Annotated in this window: 16 protein-coding genes and 1 tRNA gene; 7 read left to right on the top strand and 10 right to left on the bottom strand. The window is 40.6% G+C overall.

Annotated features, from left to right (window positions below):
• Positions 1–3: 3 nt before the first annotated feature.
• Both ACK4HU_RS05945 and ACK4HU_RS05940 read right to left on the bottom strand, forming a co-directional pair.
• Positions 4–372, bottom strand: coding sequence for a DUF1801 domain-containing protein (locus ACK4HU_RS05945; RefSeq protein WP_409804253.1), 369 nt, complete (start codon positions 370–372; stop codon positions 4–6).
• Between the two features lie 101 nt (positions 373–473).
• Positions 474–547 (bottom strand) — tRNA-Ile (locus ACK4HU_RS05940).
• 146 nt (positions 548–693) lie between these two features.
• Between ACK4HU_RS05940 and ACK4HU_RS05935 the strand changes: the two genes are divergently transcribed.
• The gene (locus ACK4HU_RS05935) at positions 694–1,323 is read left to right on the top strand and encodes an HAD family hydrolase (protein ID WP_409804251.1); all 630 of its coding nucleotides are present in this window, start codon (positions 694–696) and stop codon (positions 1,321–1,323) included.
• Complete coding sequence (locus tag ACK4HU_RS05930) at positions 1,316–2,425, top strand: site-2 protease family protein (protein WP_409804249.1); 1,110 nt, start codon at positions 1,316–1,318, stop codon at positions 2,423–2,425. The genes ACK4HU_RS05935 and ACK4HU_RS05930 overlap by 8 nt, the downstream gene beginning before the upstream one ends.
• A 40-nt stretch (positions 2,426–2,465) precedes the next feature.
• Here the strand turns inward: ACK4HU_RS05930 and ACK4HU_RS05925 are convergent, their stop codons facing one another.
• From ACK4HU_RS05925 to ACK4HU_RS05900, 6 genes are all read right to left on the bottom strand, one after another.
• On the bottom strand, positions 2,466–2,762 hold the full coding sequence (locus tag ACK4HU_RS05925) for a rhodanese-like domain-containing protein (protein WP_409804246.1): 297 nt from the start codon (positions 2,760–2,762) through the stop codon (positions 2,466–2,468).
• Position 2,763: 1 nt separating this feature from the next.
• Positions 2,764–4,605, bottom strand: a complete 1,842-nt coding sequence (locus ACK4HU_RS05920; protein WP_409804244.1) for a T9SS type A sorting domain-containing protein — start codon at positions 4,603–4,605, stop codon at positions 2,764–2,766.
• 4 nt (positions 4,606–4,609) lie between these two features.
• Positions 4,610–5,365 (bottom strand): PASTA domain-containing protein, encoded by a 756-nt coding sequence (locus ACK4HU_RS05915; RefSeq protein WP_409804241.1) that lies wholly within the window; start codon positions 5,363–5,365, stop codon positions 4,610–4,612.
• A gap of 125 nt (positions 5,366–5,490) precedes the next feature.
• Entirely contained in the window at positions 5,491–8,562 is a 3,072-nt protein-coding gene (locus ACK4HU_RS05910; RefSeq protein WP_409804239.1) for a choice-of-anchor J domain-containing protein, read from the bottom strand.
• A gap of 10 nt (positions 8,563–8,572) precedes the next feature.
• Positions 8,573–8,821, bottom strand: coding sequence for a NifU family protein (locus tag ACK4HU_RS05905; RefSeq protein ID WP_409804237.1), 249 nt, complete (start codon positions 8,819–8,821; stop codon positions 8,573–8,575).
• A gap of 9 nt (positions 8,822–8,830) precedes the next feature.
• Positions 8,831–9,925 carry an Mrp/NBP35 family ATP-binding protein gene (locus tag ACK4HU_RS05900; RefSeq protein WP_409804235.1) on the bottom strand — a complete coding sequence of 365 codons (1,095 nt, stop codon included), beginning with the start codon at positions 9,923–9,925 and terminating at the stop codon, positions 8,831–8,833.
• Between the two features lie 158 nt (positions 9,926–10,083).
• Here ACK4HU_RS05900 and dnaG point away from each other — a divergent pair, with 158 nt between their 5' ends.
• The 5 genes from dnaG to ACK4HU_RS05875 all read left to right on the top strand — a co-directional run bounded on the left by dnaG (position 10,084) and on the right by ACK4HU_RS05875 (position 17,035).
• Positions 10,084–12,021 (top strand): DNA primase, encoded by a 1,938-nt coding sequence (dnaG, locus tag ACK4HU_RS05895; protein WP_409804234.1) that lies wholly within the window; start codon positions 10,084–10,086, stop codon positions 12,019–12,021.
• A 32-nt stretch (positions 12,022–12,053) separates the two neighbouring features.
• On the top strand, positions 12,054–13,316 hold the full coding sequence (locus tag ACK4HU_RS05890; RefSeq protein ID WP_409804231.1) for a bifunctional 3,4-dihydroxy-2-butanone-4-phosphate synthase/GTP cyclohydrolase II: 1,263 nt from the start codon (positions 12,054–12,056) through the stop codon (positions 13,314–13,316).
• A gap of 89 nt (positions 13,317–13,405) precedes the next feature.
• Positions 13,406–14,044, top strand: coding sequence for a hypothetical protein (locus ACK4HU_RS05885; protein ID WP_409804229.1), 639 nt, complete (start codon positions 13,406–13,408; stop codon positions 14,042–14,044).
• 5 nt (positions 14,045–14,049) lie between these two features.
• A complete protein-coding gene (gene surE / locus ACK4HU_RS05880) occupies positions 14,050–14,829 on the top strand; it encodes a 5'/3'-nucleotidase SurE (RefSeq protein ID WP_409804227.1) in 780 nt (259 codons plus the stop codon).
• Between the two features lie 406 nt (positions 14,830–15,235).
• Positions 15,236–17,035, top strand: a complete 1,800-nt coding sequence (locus ACK4HU_RS05875) for a tetratricopeptide repeat protein (RefSeq protein WP_409804224.1) — start codon at positions 15,236–15,238, stop codon at positions 17,033–17,035.
• Here ACK4HU_RS05875 and ACK4HU_RS05870 read toward each other — a convergent pair.
• A complete protein-coding gene (locus ACK4HU_RS05870; RefSeq protein WP_409804222.1) occupies positions 16,985–17,857 on the bottom strand; it encodes an ABC transporter substrate-binding protein in 873 nt (290 codons plus the stop codon). The genes ACK4HU_RS05875 and ACK4HU_RS05870 overlap by 51 nt on opposite strands.
• Before the next feature lie 92 nt (positions 17,858–17,949).
• Complete coding sequence (locus tag ACK4HU_RS05865) at positions 17,950–19,275, bottom strand: MFS transporter (RefSeq protein WP_409804220.1); 1,326 nt, start codon at positions 19,273–19,275, stop codon at positions 17,950–17,952.
• Positions 19,276–19,297: the final 22 nt, after the last annotated feature.

The following is a 19,297-nucleotide window of genomic DNA, read 5'->3' as shown; positions in this document are numbered from 1 at the left end:
CAATTATTTCCCTCCAAACCTTTCAACTTTCGCTTCCAGAATTAAGCTTTTAATGACGTCCAGATCAAAATCGGTCAATTTCTTAATTTTCAAATGACGCATCAATTTACCGGTACCTTGGAGTAACTTTTTTTCATCAGGCAAAATCGCACCTCTGAAGAAACCAAGATTCACACTGTCCTTAAATGGTGCGATGTAAATAATCAGGTCCTTATCTGACCTGCTTTCGCCTGTTCCGTAACTGATGTTTTTCCAGCCTTCGTAAAAAATCTCTTCTGCTTCAGGAAGTAGTTCTTTGGCTAATTTTCTGAGTTGCAAAAAAGCGTCCTGAACCTTTGGGTCGTACTGGGCTATGAATTCTTCAACTGACATTAGTAATTAATTTATTTTTCAAATGAAGTAATCCCAAAAGTTAAAACAAACTTTTCCATGTATAAAAATAGAAAAGCCATCCAATTTCTTGAATGGCTTTGTGGGCCCACCTGGAATCGAACCAGGCACCTACTGATTATGAGTCAGTTGCTCTAACCGAATGAGCTATAGGCCCTTTATAATCTTATACCATCTAAATTTTCATCACGATAGCGATAAGACTTTCTTAAACCTCAAATTTCCAGCTCAATTGGCCTCAAACCTTGGTTTTGGGAGTGCAATGTTACATATTTGAGTTCATATACACAACCCGTTTTGCGAATGAAAAATGCGATTGATGCAGACTTTTTGATCTTTGACCTTGGCAATGTGATTATCGATATTGATTATCACCGATCCCTGAATCTCATTAAATCATTGCTTCCCAGTTCGTTCGAATTGAAAGTAGATTCCTTTTACATCACAGATTTTCATAAGGCCTATGAAAAAGGTGGAATAGATTCACCAACTTTTCGAAATGAAGTAAGAAATTATTTCCAACAAAACTGGGACGATCAGAAGGTGGATGAACTTTGGAACAGTTTGCTGGGAAAGATTCCAAAGGAGCGCTTGGAATTAATTTCCAAATTGAAACAATCCTACCAAGTAGGAATTCTCAGCAATACCAATGAGATACATATTGATGCCGTCTATGAGATGTTGAAAACTGATTTTGAGATGGATCGATTTGAACCGCTTTTTGATCGAGTATTTTACAGTCATGAGATGGGCTTGGCAAAACCATCCAAAGAAATCTATACTAAAATGCTTGACGAATTGGGTACTTCTGCTGATCGGGTGGTATTCTTTGATGATTTGGCAGCGAATGTTCAAGGGGCGGCATCTGTAGGCATTCAGGCAGTTCATGTGACCGGTCCGAATGTGATTTTTGATTTTTTCAAACATGTATAAACCCAAAGAGTACCTCATTCACGGATTTCTTTTGATTCTTACTTTCATCACCACGACGCTGGCTGGTGGTGAGTGGGTTTATGGCAAATCAGTCATGGCCGACGGAGACTCATTTTTGACTTGGGAATATTTCGTAAAGTCCATGGCATTTTCGATTCCATTTGTAGGAATCCTTCTTATCCACGAGCTGGGACATTTTTTTACCTCAATCTACCACAAGGTAAAGTGTACTTTGCCCTTTTTTATTCCGGCTTGGTTTGGATTCATTGGCGCACCATCAATTGGGACTTTCGGTGCGATAATCCGTATGAAAGGCTCTATCAACAGCCGTAAAAAATTCTTTGATATTGGAGTAGCCGGCCCGCTGGCAGGTTTTGTGATTGCATTTGGAGTATTGGTTTACGGGTTTACTACTTTACCACCTGCTGATTTTATTTATTCGGTACATCCGGAATATGCCGACCCTGATTTTGAAGGGTATGGAGAAGATGTGTTGGATTTTGAATTGGGAGGGAATTTACTATTCTGGGCGATGGGGGAGGTCCTTGCAGATCCCGAGCGATTGCCCTCGATGTCTGAGATGATCCATTACCCCTTTTTATTTGCGGGCTATTTGGCGCTTTTCTTTACTGCGCTTAATCTTCTTCCTATCGGACAACTTGATGGAGGTCACGTGGTTTTTGGGCTTTCCCCAAAGTATCATAAGCAAATTTCTATCGCAGTCTTTACGCTATTTCTAGGGTATGCTGGGGTAGGGATGATCAGTCCGGCAATGCCAGTGGAGGAGCTCATCATCCGGTTGCCGCTGTATATAGGATTCTTATATATCTGTTATTCCCGAACTGATTTTACGGCTCAAAATAAACTCACCATTGTACTGCTACTTGCCGCAAGTCAATACGTCTTGGCATTTATCAAACCCGAATGGGAGGGATATCAGGGATGGCTTTTTTACGGCTTTTTATTGGGTAGAGTGATGGGAGTTAATCATCCTGAAGTATCGGGATTTCGACCTCTCGATACCAAAAGAAAAATACTTGGATGGATCGCAATCCTGATTTTCGCGGTGTGTTTTTCACCGCGGCCTTTCATTTTTGAATAAAAAATAATTCCAAGTTACTATTCAAACTCGGGCCTTAATATTAAAGTGATCTGTAGGCTAGAATTCCTCCAAGGACATTCCTTACTTGACTGAATCCCTTGCTTTCCATGAATTTCTTAGCATTGCCACTTCGAGCTCCAGACCTGCAGTGAACGACGATTTCCTCATCCTTGAATTTCTCAAGTTCTGAAATTCGGTGGGGCAGTTCTCCTAGGGGAATATTCATTGCACCAAGATTGTCTTCTTCGTATTCCCATTCCTCTCGTACATCAAGAAATTGAAATTTCTCTCTCTTATCGAGTCGATTTTTGAGTTCTGATACTGTGATATCTTCCATTTTATTTAGTGACTAAGATTCGAAATGATTTTGATCCGACTTCGGTAATCAAATTGATTACATAGACTCCCGGCCTTTGTCCTTCAAAATTAACAATTTCTCCTTCATCGGTTCGCTCTCTTGGTAACAAAATCTGCCTTCCAAAGGAATCGAAGATTAAGATTTCTGAAAACTTACCCTCAATCATTACTCGATTAATTGCAGGATTGGGGAAGATTCTATAGTTTGATGGAGGTGCTTGGCTTTGTTCAAACGGGGCAGCTAATGATACATGTGGTCGGATCATGAGGGAGCCTTTGACATCTTCGTTTTGCACCCAGCCTCCGCCGACATTGTAGTAAATTTTTGATCCTTGATCGTTGACCTTATCTAAGCCCACATGAATAAATTCATTTGAAAACTGAGTGAAGCCAACGAAAAATTCTCCTGATACCCTGATGTTTGTATCCAAAGCATAATAGGAGAAATCCTGTCCAGGCACTTTTTCCGGGATTAGTGATTCTTTCGAAAAAATAGGACGTCGATCAATTTCATCCCAAATCACAATATCTATTGGCTGATTAGCTTGACTTGCGTTGGTGAAATTGATTGAAATTCCCTTTATGAAAACAGGTTCAGGAGAATCATATTGTACTGCCAATTGTCCGGAGCGTTGATTTATACCGGCAGAATAATCCGCTGAGCCATTGTCATATGCGAAGAAATCCCGAATGGGGAAACTTGTTTTTATAGTATCATTTATTCGATAGTCCACCGAATTTGATCGGATGGTATCTCCATTCTGTATGGTGAACAAAAAGCCATCTCCTGAAGTGAGGGAAGTCGTGATGATTATGTCAATTTCTTCAAGTGGAATAGGAATATTGTCAAATTCTCTGCTTAAAAAAGTTCTTCTTTCTAAAGAATTTGGTACTGGATTAAATGGTGTGTCGTCATTGACTATCACTAGTGGATTACCCAGGTTATCTTCAATTTGTATTGAATATTCCATTGCGCGAAAACGATTCTCAAGATTCAGAAACTGATTTTGGATTCTTGACCAAAGTCCTTTTTGATCGGTTTTCAGCAACTCCAAAGGATAAGCACTATAATCTCCAAAATTCACCTGATTGGTTTGGGTCAATGCTCTATCCCGATAGGTTAGGTCATTTTGATTTCGATTGGAGTTCAGGTAAACATAATCCAATAGCCAACTATCAAAAGGACCAATTTGTCTTCCTCTGGAAAAAAACCGAAACTGAAAACTTGAATGCTGCCATTCGGGTAGGATTTTTATGATTTCCTGGGTGAATGTCGTCCTGTTAAGATCATTTCCTCCATTTTGAAACCAGACCGTAATCCATTCTCCAGCCTGATTTAGAATTTGAAGTGTAAAACGGTCATTTGAATCAGGAGCCTCAGCTTTTCCACCAGCTTGCCAAAAGAAGCTTAGGTATAAGCTTTCTTTTTCTGAATTCGATAAAGAACTGAGGTTAAAAGGTTTGCTGGTAAGAAAATCGGTTTCACCTTGATCACCAATCTGATTTGAATAAGGTCTACCATTTTGATCCACTCCATTGAATAGAACTGAACCAAAAGAGGGTGGGTTTTGAGCGATAGTCTCGGTATAGGATGAGCCCCTAGTTGTCCACTTAAGTGTGTCAATTCCGGTCGAAAAATCATCCCAAAAGGGAAGGGAATTTATATTTTGAATTCTTCCTGAAGTAGAAGTCTCAGTATTTGATGTAAACTTTTGTTTATGAATTGGAGCGATCTCGACGAACTGGGCAAAGGCTAATTGTCCTTGTAAAAAGATGATTACAAAGTTGAAAATTAGGGGCCAAGGTTTCAAGAACTTTCTCAAACGATTAATTTTTGGATATCCAAATATTGATTAATTCACCGGTTCTCACTTCCATGCCTGGACCTGGTGACTGCAAGAAAACTCTCCCTGATGCCACAGAATCAGTTGAGGAGTAATTTTTATTACCGAGGCGAAGTCCAGATCCTAAAATTAGAAATTCAGCCTCTTCTTCTTCCAATCCTTTGAGATCAGGCACAAAAAGTAATTGATTCCCCATACCATCACCTACTAGGAGGTCTATAGTAGCTCCTTTGGGTATTTCAAAGCCTTCTTTCACACTTACTCCTCTGTAACGTTGGTCCAACACTACGTTAATTCCTATATCAGGTACATAGACGATATCTCCTCTTTGCAAGCCAATGTTTGAAAGAATTTCTTGCACATTCTTCAACGGCATGTTGACAAGGTTTGGCATTTTGAGGAGCGGAGCATTTCTAGCATTCAAGGTCAAATAGACTCTTCTCCCTGTTTTGACTTGAGAACTTGCATCAGGAATCTGTTTCAAAATAGCCAAGGCTGGCAGATCTGCACTGAATCCTGAGTCCACAGAAACCTCATATTGGAGTCCCGTATTTTTTAACAATTGACTGGCTTCAAGAAACCTGTAACCGGATAAGTCCGGTACAGTAACGGTCTCCCCATGGTGCGTATAGAAGGGGAGATAGACTTTTAGGAAAAGGAATCCCAAAAGGGCAGTCAAGCCGATAACGATCAGTAAATTGACCAGAATTTTTTTGAAAGAAGAACTAAATGAATTCATTGATACAATTGAAACAGACTAAGTTAATGGGATTTTTGGACGCACAGCGAACAAAAGTGATAAAAACACTTTGAATTAGCAGACAAAAAATAAGCCGAAAGACCTCTTTTCGGCTATTTTTAAGATCAATTAATCAACAATCGTTTCATTTCTTGCAGTGAATTACTGCTAATTCGAATGATATAAACTCCCGGCCGAAATAATTCTGTGCTAAAGGTATAGGTCTGGTTCAAAGTTCTGGCATATTCAACTTCATGGACAATCGCTCCTGTAGCCGAAATAATCTGGATCGTCACATCATCTTCCTCAGGGAAATTGAAAGCTAAGCTAAAGAAGTCTCTCGCTGGATTTGGATATAAAACACTCGATCCTTGTGAAGGAATTACCGGATTAGGATTTGCATTAAGGAAGAGTTCCAAATTATCGAGATAGACTGGGTCATTATTACTTCCTGATATGGTAAGGACAAATGCCAGTCTTACATTTGATGCATCCTCTCCGGCAAAATCGCTGAGGTTGACATAGGTTCGAGTATAATCTCCCGGATTATTTGGATTAGCTTGACCAGAAGTTACAGTCGACAATGCTTGCCCTGTCGCTATCCAAACTGTATCATAATTTATTCCTCCATCTTTGCTCGCTAGCAAGTATAAGCTTGTCGCTGCATCTACTTGGCCCGCTGCCAAATCAAAGAAAATACTGGCTTGTCTGGATATGGTCAAGTCAAAAGCCGGAGATCCCAGCCAATAACTATTTCCTGCCTGACCATTTTGCATTCTTGCTGCGTTGTTAACTCCTTGCCCATTTGAAATTGGAGTCACTGTCCAAGCTGGTGAATCATTCTCAGGATTGATTGTCAGCCAGGGTGCAAGGGTTGTGCTTGTATTAAAATTTTGCCTCCACGGAGCAGTAATTGCTTCTGTATTTTGTAGATGATATCTACTCAATTCAGAGATCGGTCGTGGATTTTGATCGAAGTTAGGTTCTCTCACCGAATACCGTAATCTGTTTTTTGCACCAAATGTGGATTTTGGTATATCAAGATCAATAGAGGCGTTAGGTGCGATATTTACCCCTGATACCAAAAACGTTTGTGGTGAAGAGGTATTGGAGGTACGCGTAAAGAGAAATTTCGAAAATGGTAGGTTTCCAGTGTTGGTAACCCTTACGATTTCCTCTGTGTGATTTCCGGAGCTTATCGGCGTGGGCACTAATATTTCGGCAACTTTGACCCCGTAGTTTAATTCCTCTACAGGAAGGATTCTGATATTTTTTAAATAAATATTGTTGCCGTATGCATTTCTGGTAATGATTGAAACCCTCACCTTGCCAAGATTTTTGAAACTACTCAAATTGAATACTTCGGTTCTAAATTGTGAATTCGAAGTAGGTATAAATTCGTCCAATGTTGGTGAAGAAGTTTCGAGTTTTTCACCGGATTTCTGATAATTTACACCCACCAAGTTGAAGTTTGAACCACAATCCTCTGAGACAGAAATAATCAATTCGTCCTGAAATCCAGCCTGAGCGTAAGGGGCATGTGCTACTTCAAAGACCAGCTGTGCATTGGGGAATTTGGCGAGATCAATAATTGGTGAAGTAAAATAATCCAATTGACCTTGCCCTTCATATTCATAATGGCGGATAAAAATCAGTTGCTGCATCTGACCACCGATTACAACATTAGTTCTTTGCCAAGTAAAGGATTGGTCTGGATTATTGATTACCCAATCACTTGGGAAGGCTTGGATGTTGAAATTATATGGTAAAGTGATTTCTCCCTGTAAAATCGGATTTGAGGTCTTGGAGTTATTTGCAGGATTTTCGTCTAATTGATCATTTACTTGAATAATCCGAAATTCAATTTGGTTATTTCCTTCGGCAAGTTGATTTGGATTGAATGTCAGTATTTCCGATCCGCCGGTAGCCAAGTTTAAGGTAAATCTTCTGGACTCCAGGACGGATCCATTTCTCCGGAATTCTATCAAAGCAGAAGTTATGGTAGATGAACCTGCATTTCTTACTTCTATTTGCGGAGAAATAGTTAATTCACAAATTGCATCTACGGGTTGGATGATTCGTAAAATGGCTAAGTCTAAATTAAATAATTCAGGTTCTTGGGTAGCTCTATTATTTATCAGAGTCACGCGACGAGGACTATTTTCAAGAACAACATTGAATCGCTCCACTTGCCCTTTGGTAAATAAATTCATACAGGCATCGGGCGTGTAATCCATGTAGTTTTGGACCATATCATTGGATCCGCATGAAGTTCTGCTTAGGGTCGGATTACATGCGGTATTGGGGTTGTCCTGTTCGGGAGTGTCAAGTACGAAATCATCTACTCCACACCCTCCATCTCCCCAAATATGCCTAAGTCCGAAATAATGCCCCACTTCATGAGTTGCTGTTCTTCCCAATGAAAAAGATGAAGCATTTCCACCAATTCCAAAAAAACGATAATCAATCGTCACTCCATCAATTAATGCTGGAGTTGGGGAGAAATTCAATCCGGGTAAATTAGATATTGGGAAAGAGGCGTATCCAATGAAAGGTTGGACCAATGGGACCACATACATGTTCAAATACTCTGCAGGGTTCCATTGACTAAGTTGTCCAATAAGAACTGCATCATTGTCAGGGCTGTAGGAGTTTTTAGTCCCTTGAAGCCTAACGATTCCCGAGGTCGGTATTCCCATAGGATCCTGCTTTGCAAGAACGAACTCAATATTTGCATCTGCTGCCACAGGAAGAAATTCTGCAGGCGTTCGATTGGCATCGGCGTTGAGCCTTCTGAAATCTTCATTTAAAACTCTTATTTGCTCAAAAATCTGAGTATCAGGAATGTTGGCCCCCGAACCTACCGGTGTGCCATTATGAATAACATGAACCACGACGGGGATTAATCGACGTTCGTTTTGAATTCGTGCGATTGGTGGGGCCTTCCTTTTAAGTATAATTTGTTGATCTATCCAATCCTCAAAAAAATCTTGGGATCCGAAATAGCCCATTTCTTTCTCGATTTTCGACTCAATAATTGTATGGGCGCATTTCTCAGAGTGGTCATGCAATATTGTCGTGCCGATAACGGGAGAGAGATCTACAGGTGAGATCTTCTGTCCAAATGAGGTCAACGAAAAGATCAGAAATCCTTTGAGGAAAAATAGAATGCTGAAAATCCGAAAACCTTTTCTCATTTAAAGGGGATCAAGCCACAATAAGATTTACTGCTTCCACCCGGATGATTTCAGGAATGGCCCGCTTTATAGCCTCTTCAACTCCCGCTTTTAAAGTCATGGAAGACATAGGACATGATCCACAGTTGCCCATCATCTCAATCTTTAATATGAGATCATCAGTTAATTCGACCACACGCACATTTCCACCATCAGCCTCTAAATAGGGCCTGATTGTGTCTAAGGCAAATTCAATTTTTTCTCTTAGTCCGGCTTGCATTATCTCTAATTACGCTTTTACTTCTACAATGGATGTTTTCTTAATTGATGCATTTCGGATAGCAATCTGTCGAGCCACAGTTTCTGCCAAGTCCATGTATGCATCTTTTGTTAATCCGTTTTTCAAAACTGCTGGATAACCCGTATCCCCACTTTCTCTGATGCTTTGGACAATGGGTATTTCTCCAAGAAACGGCACATCATATTTTTCGGCTAATTTTCTCCCACCTTCTTTGCCGAAAATATAATATTTATTTTCAGGCAATTCCTCGGGTGAAAAGTAAGCCATATTTTCTACAACACCTAAGATGGGAACGTTAATTTGTGGCTGCTTAAACATAGACAAACCTTTGTTTGCATCGGCTAAGGCTACTTTTTGAGGCGTTGTCACAATTACTGCTCCTGTGACAGGCACTGTCTGCACCATCGTAAGGTGAATGTCTGAAGTTCCTGGTGGCAAATCAATGAGTAAATAATCTAATTCGCCCCATTCTACATCAGCGATAAATTGTCTTAACGCAGAACTCGCCATGGGACCTCTCCATACCACTGCACTATCTGTGGGAGTCAAAAAACCAATAGACATCAATTTTACACCATACTGAAGGATCGGCATAATGATGTTTTTTTCACCTACCTTTTTTACGGAGGGCTGTTCCCCTTCGACATTGAACATGAGCGGAACAGAAGGACCGGAAATATCAGCATCAATCAAACCTACTTTTGCTCCCAATTGAGCTAGAGCTACCGCTAAATTTACAGCAGTAGTGGATTTTCCCACTCCGCCTTTACCTGAGGCGATGGCAATGATATTTTTTACTTCAGGCAAAATTGGCCCGGCATCCCGTACTGTTGTTACCTCAGAAGTCATAAAAATATCCCACTCCCACTCGGATCCATGATCCTGTTCGAGCACTTCCAGACAATTGTTTTTGATTACTTCTTTCAAAGGGCAGGCAGGCGTTGTAAGGACCACTTTAAAGCTTACTTTATTCCCATCAATATGAATTCCTTGAATCATTCCCAAAGTCACCAAATCTCTTTTGAGATCCGGATCTTGCACTTTGGAAAGTGATTTCTTTATTAAATCCGCAGTCAATTGCATGCCTTATTTTAAATTTTTCGCAAGTTACTCTAAGAAAGTGGCTTTATAAAACCACTTTTGACCCAGTCAAAGTGAAACTCAGAGCCTTTGCAAATAGTTCTCAGTTTCTGTGTTCTTAATCTAATCTGAGCGCTTAACTTTGTTTACTTTCCCATTTCATGAGCATAAGCAAGCTGACTTCTGATAAAGTAAAAGAACGCGCCGACATTGTAGAGGTAGTGGGTGATTACTTGCCCTTAAAGAAAAAAGGTCAGAATATGTGGGCTTGCTGCCCTTTTCACGGAGAAAAATCACCCTCCTTCTCAGTTTCACCCAACAAGCAGATCTATAAATGCTTCGGATGTGGCAAGGCTGGCGATCCGATTCAATTTGTGATGGATATCGAAGGGGTGGGCTTTCAGGAAGCGATCCGTCACTTAGCCGGTAAATATGGGATAGAAGTAGAGGAAGATGAAGCTCGTACGCCGGAGCAGAATATTGAGCAAAACGAACGGGAAAGTCTTTTTATAGCCTTGAATTTTGCCAAGGACTTTTTTGTGAAAAATCTCCAAACCGATGAAGGGAGGTCAATCGGCTTAAGTTATTTTAAAGAAAGAGGATTTAATCCTCAGATTATTGAAAAGTTCGACTTGGGATATGCCTTGGATGGCTGGGATTATTTTCTGAAGGCTGCAAAAACTGCCGGATTTGAAGAAGAGATCCTCTTGAAAGCAGGATTGATTCTTCAAAAAGAAGGAGATCCAAGCCGGCTCTATGACCGCTTCAGGGGTCGGGTTACATTTGCAATCCACAACATCAGCGGGAAGGCAATTGGCTTTGGTGCAAGAATCCTGACCAAAGACAAAAACCAACCCAAATACATCAACTCTCCGGAGACACCCATTTATCACAAAAGTGATGTGCTCTATGGGATGTTTCAAGCCAAAAAAACCATTCGGGATCTTGATAATTGCTTTCTTGTAGAAGGCTATACGGATGTGATTTCGATGCATCTGTCGGGTATTGAAAATGTCGTGTCATCTTCTGGTACTTCGCTGACAGATGGTCAGATCAAGCTGATTAAGCGCTTTACCAATCAAGTGACAGTGCTCTATGATGGTGATGCCGCAGGGATCAAAGCATCCATTCGTGGCATTGACCTCTTGCTTGAGGGTGGCTTGAATGTCAAAGCTGTCGTTTTTCCTGATGGAGATGACCCGGACAGTTATTCAAGAAAAGTCGGTTCACAGGCATTTCAGGATTATCTCAAAGAGAACAGCAGAGATTTCATCGGTTTTAAGATTGGGTTATATCAGGAGGAGTTTGCAAAAGATCCCATTCGAAAGGCAGAAGTAATCCGGGAAATCGTTCAGAGTATCGGTAAAATCCCGGATCCGATTATTCGGTCAGTTTATGCCAAAGAAGCCTCAGGACTCCTTCAAATCGAGGAAGAGATTATTCATGCTGAGCTCAATAAGTCCTTAATAAAGAGTCAAAAGGATCATTTTCAAAAAGTAAAAGAAGAAGCCGAAGCTGAGGAAAAACTCGAGGAGTTGATTCCAACTCAAACGCAGATTTCGGTAGAAGACACGCTTAGAATTCAGGAAAAAGAAACTATTCGGCTTTTGCTCAATTATGGTTGGCAAAAAATAGATGATGAAGAATTACACCTGTGTCAATATTTGATGACAGAGACAGCGGATATCGAGTTTCAGACACCAATCTATCAGAAGCTTTTAGATCTCTACAGGAATAAACTTGCACAAGGAGAAATACCCAAAACTGATTTTTTTGTTTCTTCTTCTGATGCCGAGGTAAGGCAGGAAGTGATCGATTTGATTTCCCCTCGACATGAGATTTCTGTACACTGGCACGAGCGTCATCAGATTTTTATTACAACGGAATCCGATGATTTGGCCGGTACAGCCTTCAAGTCTATTCTGAGACTTAAAAGAAGGCTAGTCCATAAAATGATGGATGAAGCGAAGCAAAAAATTAAATCTGCCGAAATGGAACATTTGGATGCGGACAAAGTATTTGAGCTTCAGCAGGTTTATTTTGAATTGAAAAAAGTCCAGCTTCAAATAGACAAGGAACTAGGAATTGTGATCGGATAAAACCAAACTTTCTTTGGTCTGATCCTGTTTTAATGGGAAAGCGGCTAACTTGCGCCTTGAAATATCACCTCAAAAACTACAAAGTGGAAAACTATACTTTAGACCCGATAGAAGATGCAATTGAAGCTATCAAAAACGGTTCAGTAATCATCGTTGTGGATGATGAAGACCGTGAAAATGAGGGTGATTTTGTATGTGCAGCGGAAAAGGTTACCCCGGAAATTGTCAATTTTATGGCCACTCATGGGAGAGGCTTGATATGTGCACCACTTATTGAGGATCGTTGTGATCAATTAGGGCTGGAATTGATGGTTGGTAATAATACGGCTGCTTTTGAGACACCTTTTACTGTATCTGTGGATTTGGTAGGTCATGGTTGTACTACCGGGATTTCAGCTTCGGATCGAGCCAAGACGATCAAAGCATTGATTGATGATTCGATTCATCCAAGCGAATTGGGTAAGCCGGGTCATATTTTTCCATTGAAAGCAAAACGAGGTGGAGTCCTCCGAAGAGCAGGTCATACTGAGGCGGCAATTGATTTCTCCAGATTGGCCGGATTAGCTCCCGCAGGAGTTTTGGTGGAGATTATGAATGAAGACGGTTCAATGGCCCGGTTGCCAGATTTGGTGAAAGTGGCTGAGCGATTTAACCTGAAATTGGTCTCCATCAAAGATCTGATTGCCTACCGTCTTAAAAATGAATCTCTCATCAAACGTGAGATAGGAGTTGATTTACCAACCAACTGGGGTGATTTTGATTTGATAGCTTTCAGACAAACCAATACAGATGAGATTCACATGGCACTAATTAAAGGAACATGGGAGCCCAATGAGTCCGTATTGGTGCGAGTGCATTCATCCTGTGTGACGGGAGATATATTTGGTAGCTGCCGATGTGACTGCGGACCTCAGTTGCATGCAGCCATGGAAATGGTTGAAAAGGAAGGAAAAGGAGTCGTCTTATATATGAATCAGGAGGGCAGGGGAATTGGCTTGATCAATAAACTCAAGGCTTACAAGTTACAGGAGCAAGGTATGGATACCGTTCAGGCAAATCTTGCTTTGGGCTTACCGATGGACAGTAGAGACTATGGAGTAGGGGCTCAGATTTTGCGTGATTTAGGGGTAAGTAAGATACGGTTGATTTCCAATAATCCTCAGAAAAGAGTAGGGCTACTTGGTTACGGATTGGAAATAATCGAACAAGTTCCCATCGAAATTCTCCCCAACCCACATAACGTTAAATATCTCACAACTAAAAGAGATAAAATGGGACATAATATTCTGAAGTAGTAAAAAGTTATTAACTTATAGTGTAGCGGTCAAAAAAATTCAAAAACCCAACTTGGTTTTGATCGTTTATTCAAGGCAAGATAATGACCATGAAAAAGACAGCAATTACATTATGTTTGGTTTTTTTGGGCTTGATTTCAGGCTTTGCTCAAAATAGTCAGTTTCCTTCTCAAGTATGGCATAAGGGGAACATCTATCTTACGGATGGTACGACTCGCACTGGACAGATCAAATATGATCTTGATAATAACCTTGTTCAACTTCAGACTGAAACAGTAGATACTTTTACGGCTTCCAATGTTTCTAATTTTGAAATCTTCGATGAGATCTTTGGTGGAATGAGAAGATTTTACAGTCTTCCTTATGCCATCAATGGAGAATATGAAGCCCCTACTTTCTTTGAAGTATTAACTGAGGGAAATGACCTTGCATTGTTATGTAGGGAGTATATCGCAACTGATACTCGAGGAATGAACAACTGGGGCCCCATGGGGATGAACCCGTTTTGGGGTCCGCAAAACAATTTTGGATATCGCCTTGCTTTCAATTATTATTTTTTCAAAAATGGCCGCTTACAACGCTACAGTCTGAAAAAGAAAGATCTCTTTGCCATGCTTCCCGGATATGATGACGAAATAGATCTGTTCATGAGAAAAAACAGACTTGAGCATGATAAGCGCGGGGATTTACTAAGAATTACCGCATATTATAACGAATTGAAGAATTAATTTTTATGTCAAAGCCGCTTATCCTCGTTTCCAACGACGATGGAATTACCTCTAAAGGAATCAGAGTTTTGGTTTCTGTAATGAAGAGAATTGGGGACGTTGTAGTAGTCGCTCCCGACAGTCCTCAATCCGGAATGGGACATGCCATTACGATAGGAGAGACGCTGAGATTATATGAGGAAGATATTTTCGAGGACGTTTTAGCCTTCAAATCCAGCGGCACCCCAGCGGATTGTGTCAAGCTTGCCAAGCATTATGTTTTAAAAGACAGGACCCCAGACTTGGTTGTCAGCGGAATTAATCATGGTTCTAATACCTCTATCTCTGTTTTGTACTCAGGGACCATGTCAGCTGCCATCGAAGGAGCGCTTGAAGGCTTACCATCCATTGGATTTAGCCTATGTGATTATTCTTCCAAAGCAGATTTTTCCCATGTGGAGGAGTGGGTTGAGAAAATTGCCCATCAGGTTCTTGAGCGAGGGATTCCTAAAGGAGTTGCTCTAAATGTGAACTTCCCGCCAAAGCGCAATGAGGCTATAAAAGGAATTAAAATCTGCCGTCAAGCTGATGCCAAATGGCAGGAGGAGTTTGCAGAGCGTTATGACCCAACGGGTAGGAAGTACTTCTGGATGGCCGGAAATTTTGTGAATTTTGACAAGGGAGAAGATAATGACGAATGGGCGATAGCCAATAATTATATTTCCATCGTTCCTTGTCAATATGATCTCACAGCTCATCATGCAATTACACAGATCAACAAAGACTGGGATTGGGATAATCTTTAACCCGAAATATGCATTAGAAAATCTATTGCGGATTCATCCGCTGCGGCGGACTCGCTCTCCAAAGTGACCGTTTTTTTTTGCAGTTTGAACCCTCGCTACGAATCCTAATGCATAATCCGGGTTTAATTGTAATAAGTTTTTTTAATTTTCGAGACAGAGAAAGCATAGCTTATCTCTGATAATCTCTATTTTGCAGCGAGTTTTGATCAAGAGAAATATTGTGAGTCGCCCGATTCTAACCCTTTTATTTTCATTCTTACTTTTAGCTTACTCTGGAGATGGATTTTGTCAAAATTCAACTGTAGATAGCCTGAAATTGCTTTTACCTGATAAAACGAATGAAGATCGTGTCAATTTATTGAATCAAATCGGTACAACTTTAAGGGAAAGTTTCCAAAAAGAGGCCATGGACTATTCTTTCGAGGCCGATTCTTTGGCTAATGACTTGGGTTATCTTTCCGGTAGAAGTAGGGCATTGGAAAATATTGGCTGGATTTATTACCGACAAGGCCAATGGCAAAAATCCTTTGAATATTCTGAAAAAGCCTATGATTTTGCCATTCAGGCCAATGATCAACTTCAGGCTGCAAGATTGATGAACAACATGGGAGCGCTCTATTATGAGCAACAGAATTACTCCATGGCGATTCAGCAATTCAAAAAAGGTTATGAGCTAGCGACTCAAGTAAATGATCTTGCCACCCGAATTCGTTCATTGAATAATGTTGCATTAAATCTGGTCCAAACCAATCAACTTGATTCTGCCTTGGCCTATGCCTCAAGGTCTATCAAATTGAATGAGAATGCCGGCTCCCCTTATTTGACATCTTTTGCTCATCGAGTCATTGGAGACGTGTATTTAGCAAAGGGAAATTACGATTCCGCCCAGTCCATTTATTATCGCGCCTTGAATATGGCCCAAGCCCAAGGTGTCAAATCTTTTGAAGCAGGAGTTTTGCATCGGTTAGGAAATGCATACCTACTAGATGGAAAGTTTGATCAGGCCGAGAAGATTCTGTTATATTCAATTGAACTCTGTAGCCAAAATGGATTTTTGGATGAACTCTCCAAAAGCCACCGTTATATTGGGCTTCTGTACGAGAAAACTGGAGAAATTCAAAAAGCCTTTTTTCATCAGTCTGAGTATCTTGTTTTAAATGATTCACTTCTCAATAAGGCAAACAGAGATCGACTGGTATTGCTTCAGGAAATGTTTGAGAAAAATTTGAAGGAATCTGAGCTTGAACTTTTAAAAGCTCAAAATGAGAACCAAGCATATCGGCTTCAAACATCAGGTCGCTATTCCATCTTTTTTGCCATCACGGCATTTCTTATTGGAGCACTGGGCATCAGGCTCCATTTAATGAATAAAAATGTGTCCAAGATCAACACTAATTTATTGATTCAACAACAGAAAATCGAAGAGCAAAACCTTGCTTTAGCAGATCAATCTGAGCAGCTAAAGGAAATGAATGAAACTAAAAACAAGCTTTTTTCTATTCTTGGCCATGACATGAGAGGACCTGTTTCACAAGTCAAATCAGTAGTGGATTTACTTTTGGCCGGTCACTTGGATAAAGAGGAATTTAATGAATTGCTCCATGTCTTAAATAAAGATATCGACTCAGTCAATTTCACCTTGAATAATATTCTTAAATGGTCTATGTCTCAAATGGATGGACTTCAGGTCAATTACTCAAATTTTGACCTTAGAAATGTGGTAGACAATTCTTTAAAACTTCTTCAAGGATCGTTTAATGAAAAAAATCTTACAATTTTCAACCAAATGGGGTCCAAAGTCGAGGTTCTGGCCGATCAGGATTTGATAGAAGTGGTAATCAGAAATATCCTCAACAATGCCGTGAAGTTTTCAAATACAGGAGATGCAGTGACCATTTTTTCAGAGACGGACGAAAACTGGGTTCATTGGTGTGTTCTCGATCAGGGAATCGGTATGGATGAAGAACAGATTCAATTGTTACTTTCTGATTCTTATTCGATTACCAAATCACGCCCCGGAACCAACAAAGAGAAGGGTTCCGGATTGGGTATTCAATTAGCAAAGGAGTTCACCCGTAAATGTGGGGGTGAAATTAAGATTGAAAGTCAATTGGGACATGGAACAAAGTTCTGGGTTAAACTCCCATCTGCAAAATCAATCCTCCAGCCTCAAGCTTTCAAGGGTGAGGAAGAGTTCAAAGCTTAATTCACGTTTGATTATCCTTAATTCTTTCATTATTCCCATTGATTTTTTTAATTCCTTGCTGGAGACTTTTGCCTCTACACTCCATCTCATTTGATCCAGCCATTTTTCCACATCATTTTGATCCAAATTATAAAATGCCGCTAGAATTGCTGCGAGATTGGGATTTTCACTGAAAGCGCTCGAAATCGAATAAATCTTATTGCGAATCTCGAATATTATGTCACCAAACTCCTCCAAGGCTTTTTCAGATGCTACCATTACAAAGCACGGCCACGGACTTGCCACTTCTCCAATTAGTTTCATTGTTCCATTTTTGACCATCGGTGCAGTGGTGTACTTTTCCCAAAGGAAGAGTCCTTCATTTCCATTATCCATTACTTCTTTGGCACCGTCTATATTTCCAATGATTTCGAAAGAAAGTTCTTCCGCATTCCAGCCTTCTCTTTTTGCTAAAACAAGTGCCATCAAATGGGAACCGGAATCCATGCGACTTACTAGAAAATGCTTCTTTGGCAACTCAAATAAGTTATCTGATTGAGAATCAGCCCTAACGTGGATTCCCCAATTCAGTGGAGTTTGCACATGATATCCGATCATTTTGGAAGGGTTTCCAGCTTCAAAATCTTTCAGAAAACTTTCTGTCAAAAGAATTGCGATATCTGCTTCATCGTTCCTTAAAGCTTGATTCATTTGTCCGGATCCCCGGGATTCATCGATCCATTGGATTTGAATACCCCGATCTTCGAATGGTTGATCTTTCTCCAAAAGCCGAAAGGGAAAATTAAAATGCTCAGGGACTCCGATGATTCTTAGGTTTTTCATAAGTTTTTTATTCATTGCTTATCCCTATGTGACCTTTGATACTTTGTGTTTTTCTTTTTGGACAACACAAAGTCACATAGAAGGCAAAGTTTTTAGTCGTGGGTGGCAGTCCGATCGGTAATCAGCAGATTTGAAAATCCTGCCAGGATCAACAGTGTCCCCGCCAAGAGCATGGTATTGATTACTGCCTCTCCAAAAAGGATTTTGTAAAGAAAATTGACTCCTCCAAGTGCTGCAATGATCTGAGGAATAACGATAAACATATTGAAAATTCCCATGTAAACTCCCATCTTTTTTGGTTCGACGGAACTGGAAAGCATAGCATATGGCATGGATAATATACTGGCCCATGCTATGCCCACCAATGAAAAACAAATGTGAAGCATCCAAGGTTCTGAGATATGGTAAATCAAAATGAATCCAAAACCTCCGGCAATCAAACTGACCATGTGTAGGAGCTTTCGGTTGATTTTGATTTTGGAAGCTATGAAAGCAAGAATTAAGGCATAAAACATGGAGACCAAACCGTAAGTCCCCAGATAGTTTCCAACGCTGTCTGCTGCATTATTATATTCCACAGAAGTGGTGTCCGTAGCTCCGAAAATATGCTCGGTGATGGCCGGTGTGGCAAAACTCCACATGGTAAAAAATGCAAACCAGGAGAAAAACTGCACCACGCCGAGTTGTTTCATCACGGTTGGCATTTCTTTAATATTTTTAATGATCTCCCCAAATCCGCTAAAAAAACCTTTATTCTGAGCTTTTTCTCTTTCAAATTCTTCCAAATCCTCCGGAGGATACTCATCAGTGGTTAGAATCGTGTACAGGATCGAAGTGAAAAGAACCAAGGCCCCAATTGCAAAAGCAAATTTGACCGAATCCGGCACCACGCCTTCAGCAGCTGTGTTTGGTACCCCGATTTGAGTCATTAGCCAAGGTAAATTCGAAGCGATCCATGTACCAATACCGATAATCAAGGTCTGGACAACGAAGCCATAGGATCGCTGAGAATCGGGGAGTTTGTCTGCTACCAATGCTCTAAATGGCTCCATGGAGATATTAATCGAGGCATCCAATATCCAAAGTGCACCAGCGGCCATCCATAAAGCAGAAGAGTATGGCGCAAAAAATAAAGCGATTGTACTGAAGACCGCTCCAATAAAAAAGAAAGGCTTCCGTCTCCCAAACTTCGGATGCCAGGTGCGATCGCTGAGATACCCAACAATAGGCTGGACCAAAAGCCCTGTTAAGGGTGCCGCAATCCATAGAAGAGGAATGGCGTCTTTGTCAGCACCAAGCGTCTGGAATATTCTGGACATGAAGCCACCTTGCAGGGCGAATCCGAACTGAATCCCCAGAAATCCAAAGCTCATATTCCAGATTTGCCAGAAACTCAGCCGATTTTTGTTTTGAGTCATTTTGGGTAATAAGGTTAGGGGT

It is taken from the genome of Algoriphagus sp. (assembly GCF_046296635.1).
In the GTDB taxonomy this organism is placed as follows: Bacteria; Bacteroidota; Bacteroidia; order Cytophagales; family Cyclobacteriaceae; genus Algoriphagus.
Note: the sequence above shows the minus strand (reverse complement) of the source record. Positions and strands in the feature narration are given on the sequence as shown.

Bases quoted from the DNA above. Each gene is read 5' to 3' on its own strand.
- ACK4HU_RS05945 (WP_409804253.1), bottom strand. From the start codon at position 372: ATGTCAGTTGAAGAATTCATAGCCCAGTACGACCCAAAGGTTCAGGAC.
- ACK4HU_RS05935 (WP_409804251.1), top strand. From the start codon at position 694: ATGAAAAATGCGATTGATGCAGACTTTTTGATCTTTGACCTTGGCAAT.
- ACK4HU_RS05930 (WP_409804249.1), top strand. From the start codon at position 1,316: ATGTATAAACCCAAAGAGTACCTCATTCACGGATTTCTTTTGATTCTT.
- ACK4HU_RS05925 (WP_409804246.1), bottom strand. From the start codon at position 2,762: ATGGAAGATATCACAGTATCAGAACTCAAAAATCGACTCGATAAGAGA.
- ACK4HU_RS05915 (WP_409804241.1), bottom strand. From the start codon at position 5,365: ATGAATTCATTTAGTTCTTCTTTCAAAAAAATTCTGGTCAATTTACTG.
- ACK4HU_RS05910 (WP_409804239.1), bottom strand. From the start codon at position 8,562: ATGAGAAAAGGTTTTCGGATTTTCAGCATTCTATTTTTCCTCAAAGGA.
- ACK4HU_RS05905 (WP_409804237.1), bottom strand. From the start codon at position 8,821: ATGCAAGCCGGACTAAGAGAAAAAATTGAATTTGCCTTAGACACAATC.
- ACK4HU_RS05900 (WP_409804235.1), bottom strand. From the start codon at position 9,925: ATGCAATTGACTGCGGATTTAATAAAGAAATCACTTTCCAAAGTGCAA.
- dnaG (WP_409804234.1), top strand. From the start codon at position 10,084: ATGAGCATAAGCAAGCTGACTTCTGATAAAGTAAAAGAACGCGCCGAC.
- ACK4HU_RS05890 (WP_409804231.1), top strand. From the start codon at position 12,054: ATGGGAAAGCGGCTAACTTGCGCCTTGAAATATCACCTCAAAAACTAC.
- ACK4HU_RS05885 (WP_409804229.1), top strand. From the start codon at position 13,406: ATGAAAAAGACAGCAATTACATTATGTTTGGTTTTTTTGGGCTTGATT.
- surE (WP_409804227.1), top strand. From the start codon at position 14,050: ATGTCAAAGCCGCTTATCCTCGTTTCCAACGACGATGGAATTACCTCT.
- ACK4HU_RS05875 (WP_409804224.1), top strand. From the start codon at position 15,236: ATGGACTATTCTTTCGAGGCCGATTCTTTGGCTAATGACTTGGGTTAT.
- ACK4HU_RS05870 (WP_409804222.1), bottom strand. From the start codon at position 17,857: ATGAAAAACCTAAGAATCATCGGAGTCCCTGAGCATTTTAATTTTCCC.
- ACK4HU_RS05865 (WP_409804220.1), bottom strand. From the start codon at position 19,275: ATGACTCAAAACAAAAATCGGCTGAGTTTCTGGCAAATCTGGAATATG.